Origin of the sequence: Martelella sp. UBA3392 (assembly GCF_002358775.1) — a bacterium.
GTDB lineage: Bacteria > Pseudomonadota > Alphaproteobacteria > Rhizobiales > Rhizobiaceae > Martelella > Martelella mediterranea.
Map to the genome: position 1 here is coordinate 1 of NZ_DEPM01000226.1, position 19,767 is coordinate 19,767.

The window sequence follows — 19,767 nt, forward strand, 5'->3', positions numbered from 1 at the left end:
CAGATTTCCCGAGCCACCTCTAACCAACCGGGAGAATGCGTCATGACCCGGCATGGCATAGCCACAAATCCTGCCCGGGATACCCCGCCCGAGGCAATGCAACCGTGCGCTTCCATCACCATGACCGAGGCCGACCAGGTCGTCCACCGGCATATGTTTCCCCCACACCGCAGCTCAAAAACACGCCGAAACTGTCTGGCCGCAACAGGTACGGCGCGAAAAATGCCCATCCACGTCAGTTCAGGGACGGGCTCAAAGTCGAAATCCCCATAGTCCAGCCTTCGCCGCCCGCGGGTTCCTTCCTCGGCGACTTTCGTACGCCTGACGGCATCCGAAACTCTTCACGAAAGGGGACAGACTGGTTTTGTGTCAGCGAACGAGAAAGCAGACATGTTCGTTGCGGAAGAGCTGCTGCATAGTCAATAGGCGGCATGCTCGCTGCCGGTGTATCTGAAAGTTTGTCAAAGGAAGTGCCGTTCCATGTCGGAGCGTGCATCACTAAGCCCAGTCCGTTGCTGGTTGTTTTGCGACTATCTCACCGCTTCTAACGACAGCTTAGTGTCGGAAACTTCGGAAAACCCTGGGCCGCAACTTCGGAAAGCAAATGCCGCCGGATTTGTGCTCCTCAACCTGGCGAACACACCCCGGTACGGTCAGCCGTCAGGTCAAATTCAGATACAGCCCGCTTGGCTCTATCGTCTCGATGCCGGCATACGGGCTTGCGTGCACCGTCAGCAGCCAGAGGCTTGTTGTGGCTGCAAGCACATAGAGGAATATCGCTATACTCCCCGCGCGTGTTCTGTCTGCGTGCGTCACGGCGATCGTAAGCGATGTCAAGATCGTCAGCGTCAGCAGCATGTACCATTTATATTGATTGACGGTCGTGCTGGCGATGGCGAGGCGCACATCGCGCGTTTCCTGCAGGTCATTGAAAATGGCAACGGTCTGATTGATGATCGGCGCGGGCGCGTCGCCCTCGGCGATATCCATGATGATAATGCGTATTTTCTGAAGAGCCTGCTCGACCGAAGCTGCCGGATGAAGGTTTCCGTTGGCGCCCCATTCGTCCGAGATCACCGTTTCACGATAGAACTCCATCGCTGCCTCAAGGTCAGGCCTGTTCAGGACCTCGGCGTCTGCGTTTCCGATCAGTCGATTGATCGCGGAACGTTCCGAGGTGAGCTCCTGGTCGGCCTTTGCATGCAGCGTCCAGATATCGGCAGCAACGAAGCCGAGAGACAGAGCCCAGGATGTCGCAATCGTTCCAATGAAGGCGCCCAGCGGAATGACGAGAGCATCGGTGCGCGCAAATCGGGCAAACAGGCGCAGAACCCAATAGGTCACGGCGAACAAGGCAAGACCGAAAACCAGAAACAGCAGGATTGAGGGGACCAGTGCCAGGTTCAGGAAATACGACATTGAAATCCATTTCAGGGAAAATTCGGAATACGCTTTCCTGAAAATAGAATTGCCCGGTTAAAGATCTGGTTACTGAAACGCTCGCGTACCGGCAACAAACCGCACGCCTATCGCTGTTTCTGTGGAACCGCAGAGATGCAGCTGGTTTCTATGAAGGCAACTGCTTACAAAAGGCGATGATGGAAGTAAAATCGGTTTTCAGGTTGCCGGACCGGGGGAAACACATTGAAAAAATATATCCTTGCATGCGCTTTATCTCTATGTGTTCCGCAAGTTCTCCATGCGGCCGACAGTGTCACCGCGGCCCCGGAAACCTCCGCGCCGAGCACCTCTAACTGGGCGCTCCAGATCACCCCCTATCTGTGGGCAACCGGTGTCAAGGGGAAGGTTTCGCCCTTCGGTGTCGGGCCGACCGTGCACGTCGACCGCTCTTTTTCCGAGGGGCGGGACGGGCTGAATATTGCCGGATTTGTCAATGTCTGGGGGCGCTACGAACGTTTCGTTCTCTCTGCGGACATGATGTATACGGATACGAGCGACGAGGACACATACAGGTTTCCGGGCACATCGCAACTGCCGCCGTTTGAAGCGACCGGCAAACTCAATACCAGGCAGTTCATGGCCACCGTGCAGGGCGGATACCGCGTTCTCGACACGCCCACTTTTACGTTCGACGCCCTGGCCGGCATACGTCTGTGGCATATTTCGAACGAAATCACGGCCAGTGGACTTGGCAGATCGATCAGTTATGACGAAAGCTTCGGTTGGGTCGATCCCGTTGTCGGCGCCCGTGCGTTTTTCAATGTGACGGACAGGTTATCGGTTCAGGCTCAGGCCGATATCGGCGGCTTTGACGTCAACTCCGATTTGACCTGGTCCTTCCTTTCGACGGTGAACTATACCTTCACTGAGCACCTGTCATTTTCCGCAGGCTACAAGATCGTCGACACCGACTACGAAAAAGACGGTCATGTCTATGACACGAGGCTGAGCGGGCCGGTTCTGGGAGTTACCTACCGGTTCTGACCGGGACTAATTTGATCGCAGGCATCCGCGCTTTGAATGATGAGGCCCGTCGAGTTCATCTCACGGGCCTCATCATGTTGCGGCTGGCTCGGCCACCACAGGGAAATGCAGTGGCCGGCATGTCTCAGTTGACCGGCTCGAACTGGAAAGGTTCGGCGGGCTTGAATTCAGCCGAGACCTCGCCTGACTTGAGTTCGATCATGTCAACGCCCAGATCCAGCATCCGCACCCCGGCTTCGGCTGAGAAATCCAGATTGTTCAGATCGACCCAGAAGAGGTTCGGCGAAATCGCGGATTCGACATAAAACAGCTTGTCCTTGTGATCTGCGACGACCCTCCAGCGCGTGGTGGACAGGTTCGGCGCGTCCGGCGTGTTGATGCCATAAGGAACGGAAGCGTTGCGGATCACACTCATTGCGGCAGCTGCGGCGATGCGTGGTTCATCCGACTGAACCACCATGTCGATATAGGTGTCAGCACGGGTAAAGCGATCGGGAGAACGGGTTGTGCCGGGCAGCGACTCACGCGGATTGACATCCTGCCAGTACCTTTTGATCGCCAGCTGCTGATCATATGGCGGATCATTCGTCATGGTACGGTATTCCGGGCCGTGATGAATGACCAGTTCACCGTCCAGCCATTCCAGAATGGCGCTGTCGCCGCTGGCGTCCGAGAGCGAAAGATGCACCTTCGCCAGGCGGCCGGGCTGATCGGGAACGTCAGCGGTCACGACGTCGAAAGGATTGGCTTTCATATCGGCCACCGCTTCGGCAACGCTTCCGTAATTGTCCATGAAATACTGCGCCCAGATCGACAGCGATATCTCGGGCTTTGACCCGTCATTCTCGGGGTAATCCGACGCCACCAGCCAGAGCATGTTTGCCACTAGGCCAGCCTCGTTCATGCCGTCAACCGTGGAGAAATCATAGCCGGAAACAATCATGCTTCCGTATTTCGACGTCCATGTGAGCGAATTCTCGCCCGCTTCGCCATTTCGTTCCATGCCGCGCGGGAACACCCACAGGTTGGAAAGCATCGGCAGGCTCCAGTCCATGGAACGCGCCGTCAAGACGCGGTCTTCCGGACCATGATAGACGACACGCGTGCAGGCGTCAGCGATTGGGGCCGCAGCCACTGAAAGCGCGGCGGCTAGCGTCAGGCTGCGCCAAAGCGAATTGTTTACTCTCAAAACTATCCCTCCAGTTTGCAGAGCGGTCACCCTCTGAACCTCAGGGGAAGACCGGCTCAACCAACTTGGACGGTCAGAAGCGTGTTGGTCAAGGTTAAGTGGCCGCAAACATTTTCCAGTCACGGAAAACTGAAGCTTGCTTGCTTTTTGGGTTTAAAGCTCTTTCCGGAACGACCAGGAATGCGCTGCGGCTTTTCGCTTTGCTCAAATGACTGGGATCCGGCAGGCAGAAGGCGCCTAGCCCATCACCGCAGAAGCCAATGCTCTTCTGCAGCACATCAAGAAACGACCGCTTTTCAGATGTGAAACGGCTCGCTGAAGTGTCCGATATGGAAGCGCATTGCAGTCCGGCTGTTTCGGCTTCGTTCACCCGCCTTAAGCGGTCATTTCCGCTTAGCAAAAGGCTGAAGTATTGCACCCATCTCTCTATGAGAGCGGAGCACGGCCACGGAAGGCGGAAGTGGTAGAGCAGGTGATCCAGGGGCTGTCCGGCAATGGTCACGCCGAGCGCCCCCATGTCGGTGAAATCCGACAGTGCGAGCCGGCCGGGTTCGTGAACCTGTCTGAAGATCACCTCCTGTTCCTCGCCATGCACTGCCCGCCAGGCCCGGATCCACCGCTCCAGCGTCCGGCGGATACCCGGCGACAGGTCAGGGTGGCGGCGCAGCATCTCCTCAAAAATTGCGACCGGCCGAAGACCTGGGGCTGATTGCAGAAGCGGGACGACTTCAGGGTCGAAAATGTGCTTAAGCGGGTCCGGCCGCCGCCGGCCTCGCGGCTGCGCCCTCTGCGATGGCAGTTGGGGATCTTTCGAAATGCGGTATCCGCTCGCCCGGCTCATCCCGGCCCTGGCCGCGGCGACTTCGATGGGGTGGTCCTGTCTCAGCTTCATGAAAAGTCTCGTCTGTTGATCGGTTACATGGCGCCCCGGCACAAAGATGGTTCTCCATTCCTGAAAACCACAAGCCTACCGGGCCGACCGCGATCACAGACCCAAAAACGGGCGAAGCGTCGTGCGTGTGCCTCCGGTCGGGCTACGCCCTCCCTCCGACACACGCACGACGCAACGTCTCATCCTGTTTGTCGCGGAATCTCATCTTGATTGTCGTGCCGCAAGGTGTGCTACCTGGCTGATTATTCGGTTTTCGGGGCTAGAGCAACGTCCTGCATCGGCGCACACGGGACCTAGCGCCGGCCCGAGGCTATGTTCGCTCTCGGTTAAGATCGATGATGATCCTTGCGACCCTATCGGGCGCGCATATCCTCCGTGGTTAGTTCCTCGGCTTTCACCCTCCTGATCAGCTCATATGATTGGGCCTGCCGACGCAGACTCGGCTCCTTATTGCTTTTGCCTGAAGCGGGATGGGACACTGCCTGTTGCACGGCGAAACATCGCAGCGAATGAGGCGGAACTGTCATAGCCGAGGTCGAATGCAATGTGGGTCACCTGGTCACCTGCGGATAGCCGGGAAATGGCTGCCAGCACACAGGCCCTGCTACGCCACTCCACGAAGCTCAGGCCAGTGCCTGCGCGAAATACCCGGGTGAAATTGCGTCTGCTCATATTCAGGGCTGCACACCAGCCGTCTAGTTTTGCATGGACATTCGGCGCGGCGCTGAAAGCCAGGCAGTGGCTCCGCAACGGTCCCACAGGCGGCAATGGAAGCGTCAGCGGAACGATAGGTTGCCCGGCAATTTCCAGCAATACCAGTTCAGACATAAGTCTTCGCTTGCTCTCCTCAGTCCCGGTTGTCGCCGCAAGCGCATCAAGCAGGGCTCTGAGAAGCGTCCCCACCTCAAGAACAACGCAATGGCGAGGCATCTGAGGCAAGAGCGCGGGCTTCAGGTAGAGGCTGCGCATATTCACCTCGCCGACCATTGTGACTTCGTGTGGTGTCTCAGCCGGGATCCAGAGCGCAGCATCGGGCGGCATCATCCACAGGCCAGACTGCGTCGTCACGATCGCGGTTCCGGTGAGTCCATAGAGGAGTTGCGAGCGCTCGTGACGATGCTCTTCCAGATGGCTGCCCCCGGCATATTGCCGTCCGAGGGCAATAATGTCCTCTGGTCCGGTGATGTCTTCGGTCATGGCTCACTCGCGATGTTTTTTGGCTCATCATAGATATCATTGCAAAACGCGCACGGGCAAGAACACTGGCAACCAACGGGAGTTTCCAATGTCCAGTCAAACCACGGTTTCTGTGCGGGAGCATGGTGAAGGCCGTTTCCGGCTTTCCGGCATCGCCGCCTCTCACTTTCTCAACGATCTGATGCAGGCCTTGCTGATCGCAAGCTATCCGCTATTGCGCACGGAGCTTTCCCTCGACTTTCTGCAGATCGGCATACTCAGCCTGACTTATCAGGTCACAGCTTCGGTGCTGCAACCGATCGTCGGCGCACTGACTGATCGCCGTGCGCAGCGATGGAGCCTGGCTTTCGGTATGGCGCTGAGCGGCGTTGGTATCCTGATGCTCGGCTTGGCCGGGAGTTACACGCATCTCCTGGTTTCCAGCCTGTTTCTCGGTCTCGGGTCTGCGGTGTTTCATCCCGAAGCGGCTCGGCTTGCGCGCAAATGGGCACGCGAAAAAGTTGGTTGGGGCCAATCACTGTTCCAGCTCGGCGGCAGTCTCGGTACCATGGCGGGACCATTGCTGACAGCGGCGATCGTACTACCCTATGGTCAGGGATCGATCACCTGGTTCCTGCTCCTTGCCTTGATCGGCGTATTTCTGACAGTGAGGATCACTGCAGCAGAATCGGAGCAGACAGCTCATGCGGCGAGGCAACCGTCCGGTGACCCGGTTGGTCGGCAAACGTCACCCGCTGCGCGATCGGCAGGCCAACTCACGCTCCTGTTTGTTCTCGTCTGCGCGAAATACATCTATATCGCCTGCTTCAGTAGCTTCCTGGTTTTCTATCTGGAGGCGACACTCGGCTTTCCAGCTTCGAAAGGGCTTATCGTCCTGTTTGGCTTTCATGCGGCCGTTGCTGGAGGGTGCCTCGTTGGCGGCGCCTTCAGCGACCGGCTCGGAACCGCGCGCGTCATAGCCTTTTCGTTTTGGGGGGCAGCGCCCTTCGCACTGGCTTTTCCCTATTTGGGGCAGGTCGGGGCGATAGCGGCGGCAATCACGGCGGCTGCGGTCATTGCCTCGGCCTTTCCCGCGATCATCGTTCACGCCCAAAGTCTGGTGCCAGCACGTATAGGAATGATCTCCGGGCTTTTCTACGGCACGGCGTTCGGTGTCGGAGGCCTTGCCTCTGCCGTATTCGGTTGGCTGGCAGACGCCACCAGCGTCCACACCATCTTCGTCTGGTCTGCCTGGCTGCCACTGGCCGGTGTCCTGACGGTTCTACTCCGCAACTCCAAGCCGACGCGAAGTGACGTCTGTGGGTTTCCTGGCCGCAAGAGCAAGCGTTGCCCCAATTAATGTCGGCTTTTCCGCGTTCGCCAAATCCAGTCTCATGACCGAATAGGGTGCGCTTTCCGGATCGGCGGAAACGGGGCCGATTTCTGTTAGTCCGGTTTTGGCGTGTGGAACCAGTTAGCTGTCGTTGACCTCTGGCAAATTCAGCGGCCGGCCCCGACCCCAGGTCGCACGTTCCCCGACCTCCCGACGCAGCCAGAAGCTGCCGCTTTGTGGCGTCTGCCGGCTCTGGCGAAAAAGCAGCTGCTGGGACAACTCCCTTGCTCTCTGTACGGCTTTCCATGAAGGTCATGGTTGAGCAGAACTTAGCGTTCATCCCAAGCGTTCGCTCAATCGTCAGAAGTCGATTGACCAGACCTCGACACCATCACGCTCGAGTTGCGGCCTTCGTTCGTTTCCGGGGAAGAGCGGCGACATGAAGAAGACGTATCTATATCGTTCATGACGCTGTGCCAGCTTCGACAGATCGGCTTTAAGCTCGCCGTTGTTTCGCGGACTGACGGCTGCGAAAGTCTCGGCACCGAGATAGCCTTCGACCTCGCTCAGAATATCGAGATCGAGTGAAGCGTGCGCGCCGGGAGCTAGACGCATTCCACCGGCATCGGGATGCAGTTCAAGCAGTTGCCGCGCAGCGGCAATCGCGACAGCGAAGGTCCAAGTCTGATTGATCTGTTCGATGATATTGAGCGGGCGGTCCTCAAGCGGATGGAACCCAACTTGCTCAAATTTCATCCGACGAAGAAGGTCGAGCGGGTCACCCGACTGCGAGGCGATCCATGCTTGCGCACGAGCCGCCGACGCGCGGAGGGAAACCAGTAGATGGTCGGCCTCTCCGACGGTCCGGACGACTAGTTCCTTTCGCACCATTATTATTATTCCCGCATCACTTTTTCCCATGAGTGGGCGCAATAGCATGTCCAAACTACATCACATCTAGCTGCCGTGGTTGGAATGTTCCTCAGTCAATAGAATCCGAGTTTGAACCCCTGATCACTAGCTTACGAAGTTTGGCCAGCAATTCAGCGCTATTCGATAAATTGATGCTTGCAGTCTCTAAGGTTGTAGTATGCCCGGTGATGGAAAATCGCCCATGAACCGTGTCTTGTTTGCCAAGACCGGGATGGTGGGGATAGAGCAAAGTCAGGCGCGGCGCGTCATATAGTTGGGCATAGGCCATCATCTGGTAGACATCGGCCTGCGAGACGCCCTGCTTGGGATCATCGATGCGCGCCGATATCCGCTTCCACTTGGTGTCGATGACATGGACGACCCTGCCGCCCTGGCGGATTAGAATATCGGGCCGGGTCTGAAACAGGGTGCGTCCGCTGTCCTGCGCGCTCAGGCAAAACAGCCGTCCACCCTGCAACGAAACGGTAAACCCGGTCCCCGCCAAGGCGCGGGCGATCAAACGCCCGACATACTCCTCGAATAGCGCATTCATCTCGAACAGCAGGGCGGTGCCTTGGCCGGCGCCGGTAGTGGTTGTCTGATAGCGGTCCTGCAAGAAGAGCCGGGCCATGGAGAAGAGCTCCTGCCAGGGCTGGTTGGTACGGTCGATCACCACCTGATCCCAGCGCAGTGCGGCAATCGGCACGTCGGTAATATCGGCATAGACGAAGGCCAGCTCGCGCAGGCGTTGCTGGTTTGCAGCGCGGCGCGAGAGGTGCGCCAGGCGCAGCACGGCCGCTTTCATGATCCGGTTGAGCGGCATGTCCTCAGACAGGAGATCGAAGCGGCAGGCAAGGCGCGATGGATTGACAGCATGACGAGCGAACTGACGGGTGATGTCGAGCTGACCGCGCAACATCGGCAGATCGTCTTCGCAAGTGATATAGCGGCGCGGCATACCCTTGCGCAGCGCTTCGGTCAGCTTGTCGCAGAAGATGCGGATCAGGATTTCGAGCAGGGTCTCACGCTGCCAAGCAAGGTCAGTGATGACGCCCAGGTCAATTTTCAAATCCAGCGCGACGGCCAGCATATGCACCAGGCGCTTGCGGATCGCCGCGTTCTGGTGATCGGTTGTTTCACCGGGCGCCACATCGATCTTGGGCAGGATCTCCAGGCTGGCATTGCCCGCTGCCAGAATTCCGACAACGCCGCGCGCGCGCAAGGCATGTCGGCCATGTTCGAGCACGCCGCTGCCGCCGCGCCCGGCAAAGGCCGAGCGGGCGGCCAGCGCCGCCAACCTGCCGGCATGGCCGTCGGGAATCTGCCCGGCGCCTTCGCCATAGGCGAGCTTGTCCCATTCCCGAACCGTATATGCGGGCATCAGGCGGCAAACTCCGAAAAGTCGAAGCGCGCTTTGACGCTCCAGCGCAGCTTGTCTCCGCCCAGTTCATCGTCGGCAAAGCCGGCCGGCGCCGTCAGCCGCCGTGCTTCGAGGAAACGGGAGCCATTGGTGCCGTCCCCATCGCCGAGCACTGCTGCGACCTTTGACCAATCCTCGTAGAAATACTCTGCCAAGAGCGGGATGACCTTATGGCGAATAACGTCTTCGACATCGGCGCGACTACGGCAGTTGGTGAAATAGGCGTGGCCGATCTGGTGTTCGCGATCGAAAAGATATTCGATCCGTTCGTTGACCGTCTGCAGTAGCTTGCACAGATCAATCCCATCGAGATTTTCGGCATCAAGCCCCTTGGTCGCCAGCGCCCGCCGCAGTTCCTCGACATCGGGCATCAGCTCGCGGAAGGTGAAGCGACGGCGCAAGGCGGTGTCGAGCAGCGCGATCGACCGGTCAGCCGTGTTCATCGTGCCGATGATATGCAGGTTGGCCGGCACGCCGAATTCTCCCGAATATGGCAGATGCACTTTGAGCGCATTGGCCTGACCCAGGCGCTTATCGGGTTCCAGGAGCGTGATCAGTTCGCCGAACACCTTAGAGATATTGGCCCGGTTGATCTCGTCGATGATCAACACGAAGGCTTCGCGTTCGGGATCGGCGTTGGCGTTCTTATTCGCGCTATTCATGTAACGCTCTAGGGCCGGAATATTGAGGCGCTCCTTTCTCAACGAGTAGAGCGATCGCATAGTGAAATTGCCGTCGCAGATCTCAGTGACCGGCACGCCCGTGGCATCGTGCCATAGCCAGCGAACCGCGCGCCGGTGGCCATAATTACCCTCCGGCCGCGGATGATATTCGTAGGACCCGATCACTTCGCCGATGGCGCGGACCAGCCGATTGCCCTTTGACACGACGATAATATCGCCGGTCTTCAGTCGATTGCGAAACGTGTCGGTAATCGATACTTGGCCCGACTGCAGCCTGACTGGGCCTTCGATCTTGCCCTGTGCTTCGCACGTTTTTAGGATTTCCTCGGCGCTATCGTATTTCGGGTCGCTCCAATCGATATCTTCCCAGCTCAGCAAGGTGTAGCCGCCCTCGATCGCTTCTTCGAACAGCTCTTGGTCGCCGACACTGGGGCCCACCGACATCTTGTAGATCTGGCGACCATCGATCGTGATCCGGTTGCCAGTAGCGGCCTTATCCAAGCCGGTTTCGGCACGTTTGGCGATGCGCCGGAATATCCCGGGCACAGTCTCGAGCCGGAAGCCCACGGAAGCGGCTTCTTCATCGTCGTCGGATTCTGTCACGGGCTGACGGCCCTCGACAAAATCCTCATAGGCCATCGATTGGTGAAATGTGACGAACTCGATCCGGCCTTCGCCGGCAAGACGGTGATACTCGGCCATCAGAGCCTCGCGGTCGTCGCGCAGTGGTTCGGCCACCGCGTCGCCCAGACAAAGCCGCACCGCCTCCCAGGCGGTGGAATAGGTCTTGCCGGTTCCCGGAGGGCCGTAAAGGATGAGATTGGTGGTCGCAGGCACCGCAGTGGTGGGTTCAAAGGTCATGGTCTGGTGCCTTTCTGCTGGGGCGAGCTGGTAGGTGAAAACGGTGGAACTGCTAGGATTTGGCAGCGTGTGCGAGGGCGTGGGGACGTTGGCGAGCTTCTGAAATATCTCGCCGCCGAGCGCGCTGCAGATCGCCGGGAACGCGTCGCGCAGCCCCATGGCTCGGCTCAGATCGCTAGCGCGGATGGCGACTTCTGCCGCGCCGCTCTCACGGGCCGGTTCGATATAATAATTGAGCGCGCAGAGCCGCATGCGATCTGCGTCGCGGATCAGATGCTCATAGCGCTCGGGCGGGGTGACCGGTGCATCGTCGCCATCGACGATGATATAACCCGCATTGTGCAGCGCTACGGCGGCGCTGCTCTTTTGGCTCCACCCCCCGTTCTGCTGTGTCTCGCCGCGTACGAACCCGATGATTGGTTCAGAGGGGTAGACGCGATTTGGCCGCTCGCGTGTCGAGCGCACCCAATAGTCGCGCGGCTCGCCAAAAGCATCGAAGATGGCACCGTGCTCGCCCGACTGGCGGTAGCTGTCATAGGCGTCCATCGCCGCTTCGACAGCTTCACGCGAGAGGACAAAGGGCTGGTCTCCAACGCTCCCCACAGCTGGTATATTCAGCGTTTGAGCAAGTTCAGGGTCGAGTTCGTAGCGTAGGAGTTTCTCCGCTCCGTATCGGAGGTAGTTCACGTTACCGCCGGCTAGAGCCTTGCACCTCGCGGCCAACCCATCAATTAACATGGCACGTGCAAGCTCGAGCCAATCCTCGGAGTGGACTGCGTCCTCGGCGCGGTTGCTCGCTCCCCTGGGCTTGATCTTGAAAACGGACTTGCCCGACGCCCGGTCGCCATGTCGAACAGGTTGATAGGGCGCCCCCTCAGCGTCATAGAAAACAAGACGCCGAGAAATTGTAAGTTCTGTCATGGCATTTTTCCTAAAGCACACACTGTATTCAACAACCGCATCTGAACGACGGCATCGCATCTTGCTTCGCGCAACCGCGGCGCGCCGAAGACGAGCGCCAAGCCTTTGGCCCGTGAGACTGCGACGTTGATGCGGTTGAGCGAGAGCAGGAAATCCACGCCGCGCGGTGTCTCCTCGACCGAGGAAGCGGTCATGGACACCAGGCAGATGGGTGCTTCCTGCCCCTGAAACTTGTCGACCGTGCCGACGCGAATGCCTGCGGGCAAGGCGTCCTGCAGGGCATTGACCTGCGCATTATAGGGCGCAACGACGATGATATCGGCGCGCTCAAGGGCCCGCGTTGTCCCATTCTTGTCGGTCCAGCTTCCCGAGAGCAGATCGTCGATCGCCGCCTGAATGGCAGCAACTTCCTCTGCCGCGATCTGGGCATTGCCCTCATGCACGACCGGCACCCAAAACGCACCAGCTTCGGGAAAACCCGTCCGGCGGACTGCCTGGACGGCTGTATCGGGCGCACTGTCGAGACGGCCCTCATAGACCTGCCGCGAAATAAACCCGCAGACATCAGGATGCATGCGGCGTGAGACCGGCAGGAAAATGCCGCGATCGGGCGGGATGGTCGCGTGTTCACCTAGCATCCACTCGAGACAAGAACGGTTGGCCGGATCGGGATGGGCACCCTGGATGACCTGCGGCAATTGCCGCGGATCGCCGACCAAAACGATGTTGCGCGCGCAGCGCCCCATAGCGACCATATTGGCCAGTCCCACTTGCCCGGCTTCATCGACGAAGAGCCAGTCAAACGCCTGCTCGTGCTCGGACCGGGCAAAAAAGAAGGCGGTGCCGCCGACCACATGGGCGCGGCCCCAGAGGGAATCGTCATTGGCCGTCGAGCGGATGACGCCGATACAGTCTTCCGGATAACCGTCTTCGCCGCTGCTGACCTTGTGCCCGATGCACAGGCCCGGGACAGGATCTCCATCTTCTTGCGCGGCAAGGCATTCCATCAGCACATTGCGGATGGCCTCGTGGCTATTCGAGGTCACGCCCACGCGGTGCCTCTGGCGCACCAGCGCAAGGATTGCCCGTGCGGTGACATAGGTCTTGCCGGTTCCCGGCGGCCCCTGGATCGGCAGCACTGTGCCATCCATGGCGGCGATCGCTGCAATCGTGCCTGTCAAGGGGTCGGCGCCATCGAGCAGATCGGCCCGCGGTCCCGTCACCAGACGCGGGGCCGTGCGCCCGAGCAGATCATCGAGCGCGGTCAGGCGGCGCGCACAGCATTGATCGTCGATCACATCGCGCAGGGCTGCGGCAATGACGTCCGTATTGAGCGGCCAGTCGGGGTGGAGCGTCAGGCGATCGGTCAAAAGATGTGCCTTGGCCGCCCCCGCCTTGATCGCGATGATCCGCTCGGAGCGGTCGAGCTCTTGGATGCTGACCGTGGCTGGCGGCCCATCGATAACCGGGACCGTCGCTTTGCGGCCGGTCCTCAGCTTGGTCTCTTGGAGCGGAAAGCGATAGCGGCGCAGCACAGAGCGTTTGACGGGTTCCGCCGGACCGATGGCTTCCAGACCGGCAAGCGCATCGAGATCGTCGATCAGTTCGTCCTCGTCCTTGCCGGCGCTGTCGAAAACCGCCCATTGCGCCGGCTTGGCCTCGCGCTTGTGGAACAGGCCGAGGTTGAACAACATGTCTTGCCGCTCCTGCGGCAGACCGCATGTGGCAAGCTTCGCGCGAAGAGCCTGCGCATCGACCTCCTCCTCGACTTCCTTGTCGCCGGCATCCACCGCAAGCACCGGCCAGGGCGCGGCGGGACGGATGCTCACTAACCAGTCGCGCAGCTCTTCGGTCGAGGTACAGTCGATGCGATTGTAGTCTTCGATCTCGTCGAGGATCGTTTGTTCGCTGGTTTCGCGCCAGCGCTCATAGGCAACGACCGAGCCGCCGGCTGTTTTGACTTCACCTTCGCGCACCCGGCCATAGAAGGCTTCCATCGACTTGATCGAATAATTGGTTTCTGAGCCGATCAGCGCGCCGCGCACCACCGCAAAAAGGTCGACAAAGCGCCGCTCGCGCAGCAGACGATCGAGAAAAGCCTCGCCGATGCCGTACTTGGCGGTCATCCGCCGCAAAGCGGTGATCTCATAGGGCGCATAGTGATAGATGCGCGCTTCGGGATAGGTTGCGAGCCTTTGCCGGAAAAACTCCAGGAGGTCCCTCAAAGCCAAGCCTTCGGCAACGTGGTCATGGGCCCAGAAAGCCTTGAACTGGCCATCGAACCAGACACCGTGAAGATATTCGAGGCCGCCTTGGTAATGCGGATCGCCTTCGATATCGTAGAAAAGATCGCCCGGCTGCGGCGCGGGCAAAAGATCGAAGCCTTTGCCGGGTTCCGGCTCGCGCAGCTCAAAGGCGGGCGCCCCGGTCTTGCGGGCATGCTGCAGGCGCGCCTGCGTCATTAGCCGCACCCGGGTTGTCTCGGCCATGCCGCGGATCGGCTGATCGAGCTTGGCCAATCCTTCCATGGTGGTAACACCGGCCGCCTCAAGCTTCTTAACCTGGGTCCGGGTGATATTGGCAACGTTGAACAGGCTGTCCTCGGCCTGCCACTGGCTTTCGCAATGATCGCCCCAACGGCACAGAGAACAATCGGTACAAGGGATTGGCCGGGTCGGCACCGGATTTTCGAGGAAGGCCTCGAGCCGCTGGCGCGCCATTCGGGCATAGGCCTGATAGTCGGCTAGCCGCAGGCGCGCGCGGCTGCCATCGCCCAGCTCGACATGGGCAAATTCCGGAGCGACACCCTGAATCTGCGTCAGCAGGTCCGAATAGAGCACCAGCTGCAGTACATGTTTGGGATGGGGACGCCGTTTGAGCTTCGTGTCGGTCACTTCATAGCTGAAGGAGCCCAAATCCGACGGGCGTTCGACGCGCTCAAGAAAATCCGACCAGCCGCCCCAATTGTCGCCAAGCAGGGCTCCCTGAAAAACGATTTGAGGTCCCTCGGCCAGCGCCGCACGCGTTTCTCTCGCATTTTTGGCGAGATGAGATCGCGCAATCTCGATTACTGATACACCCGACGCTTTGAGCTTCGCCAGATGGGACGCTTCATGGGCATCGCCCTGCTTCTGAAGCAGAACAGCGTCATCGCTGTCCTCGCGCGGCACGGGCTCATTGCCGCGCATATAGGCGAGATCAAGCGCAGTCGCATGGTGACAACTCATGAACCGCATCATATCTGATGCGGACAATAGTATCCGGTCCCCCTCAATCGTTCGCATTACCGCCCCCTCGTCGAGCGCAATTTACAACAAGACTTACATCTCGACAGATTGCACGTTCAGCCATAGCGTAGGTGGGTGTCAATATCTGACATAGACCAAGAATGGGATTGATTTCATGTCGTTTGCAAAGGCTCAGGACCTGATCAAGCTGGCGCGTCTGGCCGCCACAAGGCGAACGGGCATCGGCCTTGATGAGATCTGCGACGAATTCGGCATCTCGCACCGTACAGCGCAGCGCATGACCGATGCACTGGAAACGGTGTTCACCAATGTCGAAGTGGTGGATGGTGACGATCGTCGACGGCGCTGGCGTGTCGCTGATCCGTTGCTAGGCCGGCTCCAGCCCCGCCAAGAAACGGCAGTTGAGGCACTGGAAATCGCCAGCCGCGTCGCACGTGGCGATGGTCGGTTGCGCCACGCGGCAGCGCTTGACAGTCTGCGCGACGGGTTGCTAGCTCGCCTGACGCCCAAGGACGCCTTGCGCACTGAAGCTGATGTCGAAGCTGTCCTGCTAGCGATGGGATCGGTCACTCGGCCCGGCCCGCGTGTCAGCCTTGCGCCGGCGGTACTGGATGCGGTGATTGAGGGCCTGCGCGGACCGTTTCGCCTGCGGCTACGCTATGGAACAGAAGACGCACCGGAACGAATAGTCGAGCCGCATGGTCTTCTTCTGGGCCATCGCAGCTATCTGGTGGCGCGCCAGCCGGCGCGCGGCGACGGAATTCTAAATTTTCGCATGGACCGGATTCTGGGCGCGCAGACCCTGGATGAAAGCTTTCGCTTCGCACCCGGCTTTTCCCTAGGAGATTACGCGGCGCAATCCTTCGGCGTCTACCAAGACCCGGCGCAATATGAAGAGGTCGTCTGGCGTTTTGCGCCGCACGCCGCTGCCAGGGCCGCCGAGTTCTGCTTTCACCCAAAACAAACCGTTGACGCGCAAGAAGATGGCGGGTTGATCGTGCGCTTTCATGCAGCGGGCTGGCTCGAAATGGCGTGGCATCTCTATCAATGGGGCGATGCGGTCGAAGTTCTGGCGCCCGAGGGGCTGCGCATGCTGGTCGAAAGCCACCGCAGGAGCGATTTCGAGGCACTGCCATAGGGGACTGGACTCGAAAATGCGAACCAAGCGACAGTTTGCAGTGCAAAGTGTCAACTTCTGACGCCCTCGCCGACGTACCTTTAGAGTGGCCCGATTCGCTCGGTCATTCGATAAAGAGCGGTCAAATGGCAAAAGGAAAAGGAGGCGGAAGCAATTTCCGCAGCGCCAGCAGTGGACGGTTTGTCACGGCTAAGCATGCCCAGGCAAGGTGCGCCGCTCGCGCGTGCCATGCCCGCGGCAGAGCTCATGGCAACGCTCGCGCGTGAAATGCGGTTCGGTGAAGTGCTGTGCATCGACGATCGCCGTTAAAATGACGGTGCTGTCTCGCCTCGATTCTTCTCTGGTGCCGATCACGTAGAGCAGCGTCTCGAGAACCCCGACCGGCCGCAGAATTGATAGTAGATTTCCCGGAAAGAAATAGTTTCTTGGCCTTTTTTTCAATGAACAGGTGTGGGCCGAGCGCCTGCCATCGTGGCGGTTGGAGAATCGCGAAAATTCGCCGAGCGCATTTATGAATTGGAATACCTGACGTTTGTTTATCCCCAAAATTCGTTCGGAACCGCCCATTTTCGAGATTTCCAGCCACTCCCCCTATATCGCATTCCGAAAATTTGATTAGATTGTCTTGCCATCGCAACACTCTCCGGAGGCCAAGATGGCAACTAAAATCCCGCTAGAACACCGACTGATTTCCAAGTTCGAACTCATGGAGCTGCTGTCATGGAGCGAGAGCTCCATCGACAGAAGGCTGCGCGAGGACCTCGATTTCCCGAGACCCGTCCGTCTGGGGCCTCACACCGTTCGATGGCGATTGGCCGACGTTCTCGATTTCATCGACTCGCTTCCTCTGGCGGAGGAGGAGTGGCGATGAGTTCTCAAAGGACGGAAATTTTCCAGACTCGCCTTACGCGATCGGAGGCGTCAGCAGTCCGGTGGCATATGCTGCAATGCCGCGAGCAGCAAAAGGCGAAATACGTCCGCCTCTGCCTTCTGGCTGGCGGTGCCGTGAGGCTGCAAGAGCTTGATCGCCGCACTGGCGAAATCATGAAGATCGTTAGAGATCTTCAGATGTGCACGCACCTGACCCGGGCTGAAAAGGCACGCATGTTGCGCATAGCGCACACGCAAGCGTCAGCCCTCGTGCATGTCGTGGGAGTGCTGGGACCATGAGGCCGTACTTCACCTTTCCCAACAATTTTGACGCGCTGTACGCCTACTTTCATTCGCCAGAGGCGGAAGTGCTGGCAGGTCCGGTCGCCGGACTTCCACGCCCGATCTGCCGAAAGATTTTTAATGCGAACCAAGCACACATGGCTCGCCCCCAGGCGCATATGACATTGTCAGCACCGCAAACGGCATTTCTCGACAAAGAGCAATGGTGCGAGGCAATCGTTATCGCGTTTGCTGCATTTGGCATCGATACGGCCGTGATCCCCTGGTTCTCGTGCCGCCATAGGGATGCCAATTGCGACCACATCCATGTGGCCGCGAGACTTTCCACATGGACGGGCATTCCGGTCGAGTTGCCACCGATGAAGCCGGCCTGCGATCGGGCAGAACGCGACCTGCGTGCCGCCTTCGCTGGTCGCGTTCGCGGGATTACAGCTCCGCCGATCGAGAAACCTAAACCGCCTCCCATGTTTCCACGTCGGCCGAGGATACGCGGGGGGCCGTACGAAGACGTGCTCGTGGAGATCGAGACGGTCATTCGTCGACGACTGCCGACATGTTTTGAAGACCTGGCGACGGCCTTGCAGAATTCGTCGCCTCCCATCCGTCTTGTCGAAAAGACAACTATCTACGACCGGCCGGGTTATGAAATTGACGCCGGGACCCTCCCGCACGTCTTTGGCGGAGAACTCAGCCGCACCCTGCAGCCGGCACGACTGAAAAAGCAATTCGAAATCTGCGGCGTTGCCCGCGCCTTGAACCTTTCGCGGGACCTCGACCTGTTGCGCAAGACTATTGCCCAACTCGAGCCACCGCACCCATCACCGAGAAGGAATACCCATGTCCACCGAAGCGACGATTTCAGAAGTGCAGGACGTCCTGATCACGATCTCGAAAACGGGATTGGATCAGAAGAAGACGCTCGAGCAGAATCTCGGGGTGACCTGCCAGGTTCACGAAATCGTCTCGATGGCATTCGATCCCGAAAACGGTCACCGATCAGCGATCGAGGAGTTGGCACAACGGATCAGTTTTCTGGCGGAAACCCAGATCGATATCCTCAAGGAGGTCGAGCGCCAGACCGAGACCGTGAAAGCGCTACGGCGCGAACTGAAGCCGATCGCAGAATTTCTGACGAAACCGGGGGATCAAGGGGGCTGAGGCATCTGCTGGACTGCCTGAGGCAGCGGAAGATCAAGGCCTTGATTTCCTGGACTTCGGATATTGCGTCATGCCGCTTTCACGACGGTTCTGAGCTTAGCCATGACGGCGAACATCTCTATCTGACGCGGGACGGAGAGCAAGCCCGGACTGTTCTCGATCTGCTGAGATCAGCGGGTCGAGCCCTGGACGTCGAGGTTGATGAAGACGAGGCCATCGAAAGTCCAGACGATATTGTTCCGCCCGATCATCTTCCGTCTCTCTAGACGGCCTGCAGTTGTGCCGAACAGCCAACACTTCAAAATTAAAAGGATGCAACATGAAATACAATCAACCTCACCCTGACAAGATCGCACGGCAGATCAAACGCTGGGATGGCGTCGATATCTACGAACTGAAGCAGAGGCTCGAAGAGTTGCGGGAGGCAGCGAGTGAACGTGGAATGGAAAATCAGGAATTCGTGGATATGTGCAGCTTGCCTCTCGGGATGGAGGTCCCCCGTGAAATTGATCACTATATAATCTGGTCGATTGATGCCTCCGGGCGCGTACTCTGCGGCGATGGGAGCCATTATGAGGTCGATACCGTTGAAGACATGGCGAGAGTCTGCCGGCAAAACAGAAGCTCAGAAACGTGATCCGGTCCTTGGCTGCGCAGTTTGAAACAACGAGCAGCATGGGCCTCATGACCGTGTCGCGTTTCATCCCTGTATGAATGTCAGCGATCCTTGCGCGTCGGAGCTTTCGGGCCTTTTCGCTTGGCTTCCCGTTGATCTATAGAAATTCGATGGCAGAAAGTTCTCGCCCTTTGCCGCCGACTTCTTGCCATTGATCGATCAGGCGTCATTGTCTATATAATGGGTATTATATAGAGAGGCAGCCGCTATGCAGAGTGTCAAGATTACAACGGTTGGCGCATCGTCCGGCGTCATCCTCACCAAGGAAATAATGGCCCATCTGAAGGTCAAGAAGGGCGATACCCTCTATCTGACGGAAACAGCGGATGGCGGCTATCGCCTTACGCCCTATAATCCGGAATTCGTCCGCCAGATGGAACTGGCCGACGAGATCATGCACGACGACCGCGAGGTATTGCGCGCGCTCGCCAAATGACGGGTGCCGCAATGAAGAACTGGCGATGGGTGGAACCGGCTGTCATATATGCGGTTCACGACAGGCAATTGTCGGAACATGGCGGCTCCGAGGGCATCCGAAACGC

Annotated in this window: 16 protein-coding genes and 1 pseudogene; 7 read left to right on the forward strand and 10 right to left on the reverse strand. The window is 58.8% G+C overall.

Annotated features, from left to right (window positions below):
* Positions 1–660: 660 nt before the first annotated feature.
* Entirely contained in the window at positions 661–1,344 is a 684-nt protein-coding gene (locus B4E36_RS18185; protein ID WP_292058668.1) for a hypothetical protein, read from the reverse strand.
* 300 nt (positions 1,345–1,644) lie between these two features.
* Between B4E36_RS18185 and B4E36_RS18190 the strand changes: the two genes are divergently transcribed.
* Positions 1,645–2,445, forward strand: coding sequence for a hypothetical protein (locus tag B4E36_RS18190; protein WP_292058662.1), 801 nt, complete (start codon positions 1,645–1,647; stop codon positions 2,443–2,445).
* Between the two features lie 124 nt (positions 2,446–2,569).
* Here the strand turns inward: B4E36_RS18190 and B4E36_RS18195 are convergent, their stop codons facing one another.
* From B4E36_RS18195 to B4E36_RS18205, 3 genes and pseudogenes are all read right to left on the reverse strand, one after another.
* Positions 2,570–3,655, reverse strand: coding sequence for a linear amide C-N hydrolase (locus B4E36_RS18195; RefSeq protein WP_414673782.1), 1,086 nt, complete (start codon positions 3,653–3,655; stop codon positions 2,570–2,572).
* 424 nt (positions 3,656–4,079) lie between these two features.
* A pseudogene (locus B4E36_RS18200) lies at positions 4,080–4,568 on the reverse strand (IS21 family transposase); the annotation flags it as partial.
* 405 nt (positions 4,569–4,973) lie between these two features.
* Positions 4,974–5,723 (reverse strand): AraC family transcriptional regulator, encoded by a 750-nt coding sequence (locus B4E36_RS18205; RefSeq protein ID WP_292058659.1) that lies wholly within the window; start codon positions 5,721–5,723, stop codon positions 4,974–4,976.
* An 88-nt stretch (positions 5,724–5,811) separates the two neighbouring features.
* Between B4E36_RS18205 and B4E36_RS18210 the strand changes: the two genes are divergently transcribed.
* Positions 5,812–7,062 (forward strand): MFS transporter, encoded by a 1,251-nt coding sequence (locus B4E36_RS18210; RefSeq protein ID WP_292058658.1) that lies wholly within the window; start codon positions 5,812–5,814, stop codon positions 7,060–7,062.
* A 333-nt stretch (positions 7,063–7,395) separates the two neighbouring features.
* On the opposite strand, the gene B4E36_RS18215 is transcribed toward B4E36_RS18210, so the two are convergent.
* The 4 genes from B4E36_RS18215 to B4E36_RS18230 form a co-directional block, all read right to left on the reverse strand.
* Positions 7,396–7,926, reverse strand: coding sequence for a hypothetical protein (locus tag B4E36_RS18215; protein ID WP_292058657.1), 531 nt, complete (start codon positions 7,924–7,926; stop codon positions 7,396–7,398).
* Positions 7,927–8,017: 91 nt separating this feature from the next.
* Positions 8,018–9,328, reverse strand: coding sequence for an McrC family protein (locus B4E36_RS18220; RefSeq protein WP_292058656.1), 1,311 nt, complete (start codon positions 9,326–9,328; stop codon positions 8,018–8,020).
* Positions 9,328–11,832 (reverse strand): AAA family ATPase, encoded by a 2,505-nt coding sequence (locus tag B4E36_RS18225; RefSeq protein WP_292058655.1) that lies wholly within the window; start codon positions 11,830–11,832, stop codon positions 9,328–9,330. Before B4E36_RS18225 ends, B4E36_RS18220 begins: the two co-directional genes overlap by 1 nt.
* A complete protein-coding gene (locus B4E36_RS18230; protein ID WP_345900650.1) occupies positions 11,829–15,116 on the reverse strand; it encodes a TM0106 family RecB-like putative nuclease in 3,288 nt (1,095 codons plus the stop codon). The genes B4E36_RS18225 and B4E36_RS18230 overlap by 4 nt, the downstream gene beginning before the upstream one ends.
* Before the next feature lie 118 nt (positions 15,117–15,234).
* Between B4E36_RS18230 and B4E36_RS18235 the strand changes: the two genes are divergently transcribed.
* Positions 15,235–16,218 carry a helix-turn-helix transcriptional regulator gene (locus B4E36_RS18235; protein WP_292058653.1) on the forward strand — a complete coding sequence of 328 codons (984 nt, stop codon included), beginning with the start codon at positions 15,235–15,237 and terminating at the stop codon, positions 16,216–16,218.
* A 189-nt stretch (positions 16,219–16,407) separates the two neighbouring features.
* On the opposite strand, the gene B4E36_RS18240 is transcribed toward B4E36_RS18235, so the two are convergent.
* Positions 16,408–16,785: a hypothetical protein gene (locus B4E36_RS18240; protein WP_292058439.1), complete on the reverse strand. Its 378-nt coding sequence runs from the start codon at positions 16,783–16,785 to the stop codon at positions 16,408–16,410.
* 88 nt (positions 16,786–16,873) lie between these two features.
* Between B4E36_RS18240 and B4E36_RS18245 the strand changes: the two genes are divergently transcribed.
* Positions 16,874–17,089 carry a helix-turn-helix transcriptional regulator gene (locus B4E36_RS18245; protein WP_272211145.1) on the forward strand — a complete coding sequence of 72 codons (216 nt, stop codon included), beginning with the start codon at positions 16,874–16,876 and terminating at the stop codon, positions 17,087–17,089.
* A 50-nt stretch (positions 17,090–17,139) separates the two neighbouring features.
* On the opposite strand, the gene B4E36_RS18250 is transcribed toward B4E36_RS18245, so the two are convergent.
* Positions 17,140–17,346: a hypothetical protein gene (locus B4E36_RS18250; RefSeq protein WP_292058443.1), complete on the reverse strand. Its 207-nt coding sequence runs from the start codon at positions 17,344–17,346 to the stop codon at positions 17,140–17,142.
* Between the two features lie 38 nt (positions 17,347–17,384).
* Here B4E36_RS18250 and B4E36_RS18255 point away from each other — a divergent pair, with 38 nt between their 5' ends.
* The 3 genes from B4E36_RS18255 to B4E36_RS18265 all read left to right on the forward strand — a co-directional run bounded on the left by B4E36_RS18255 (position 17,385) and on the right by B4E36_RS18265 (position 19,661).
* A complete protein-coding gene (locus tag B4E36_RS18255) occupies positions 17,385–18,815 on the forward strand; it encodes a hypothetical protein (protein ID WP_292058445.1) in 1,431 nt (476 codons plus the stop codon).
* A gap of 53 nt (positions 18,816–18,868) precedes the next feature.
* Positions 18,869–19,186, forward strand: coding sequence for a hypothetical protein (locus tag B4E36_RS18260; protein WP_292058447.1), 318 nt, complete (start codon positions 18,869–18,871; stop codon positions 19,184–19,186).
* 247 nt (positions 19,187–19,433) lie between these two features.
* Positions 19,434–19,661: a transcriptional regulator gene (locus B4E36_RS18265; protein WP_106308240.1), complete on the forward strand. Its 228-nt coding sequence runs from the start codon at positions 19,434–19,436 to the stop codon at positions 19,659–19,661.
* The last annotated feature ends 106 nt before the right edge of the window (positions 19,662–19,767 follow it).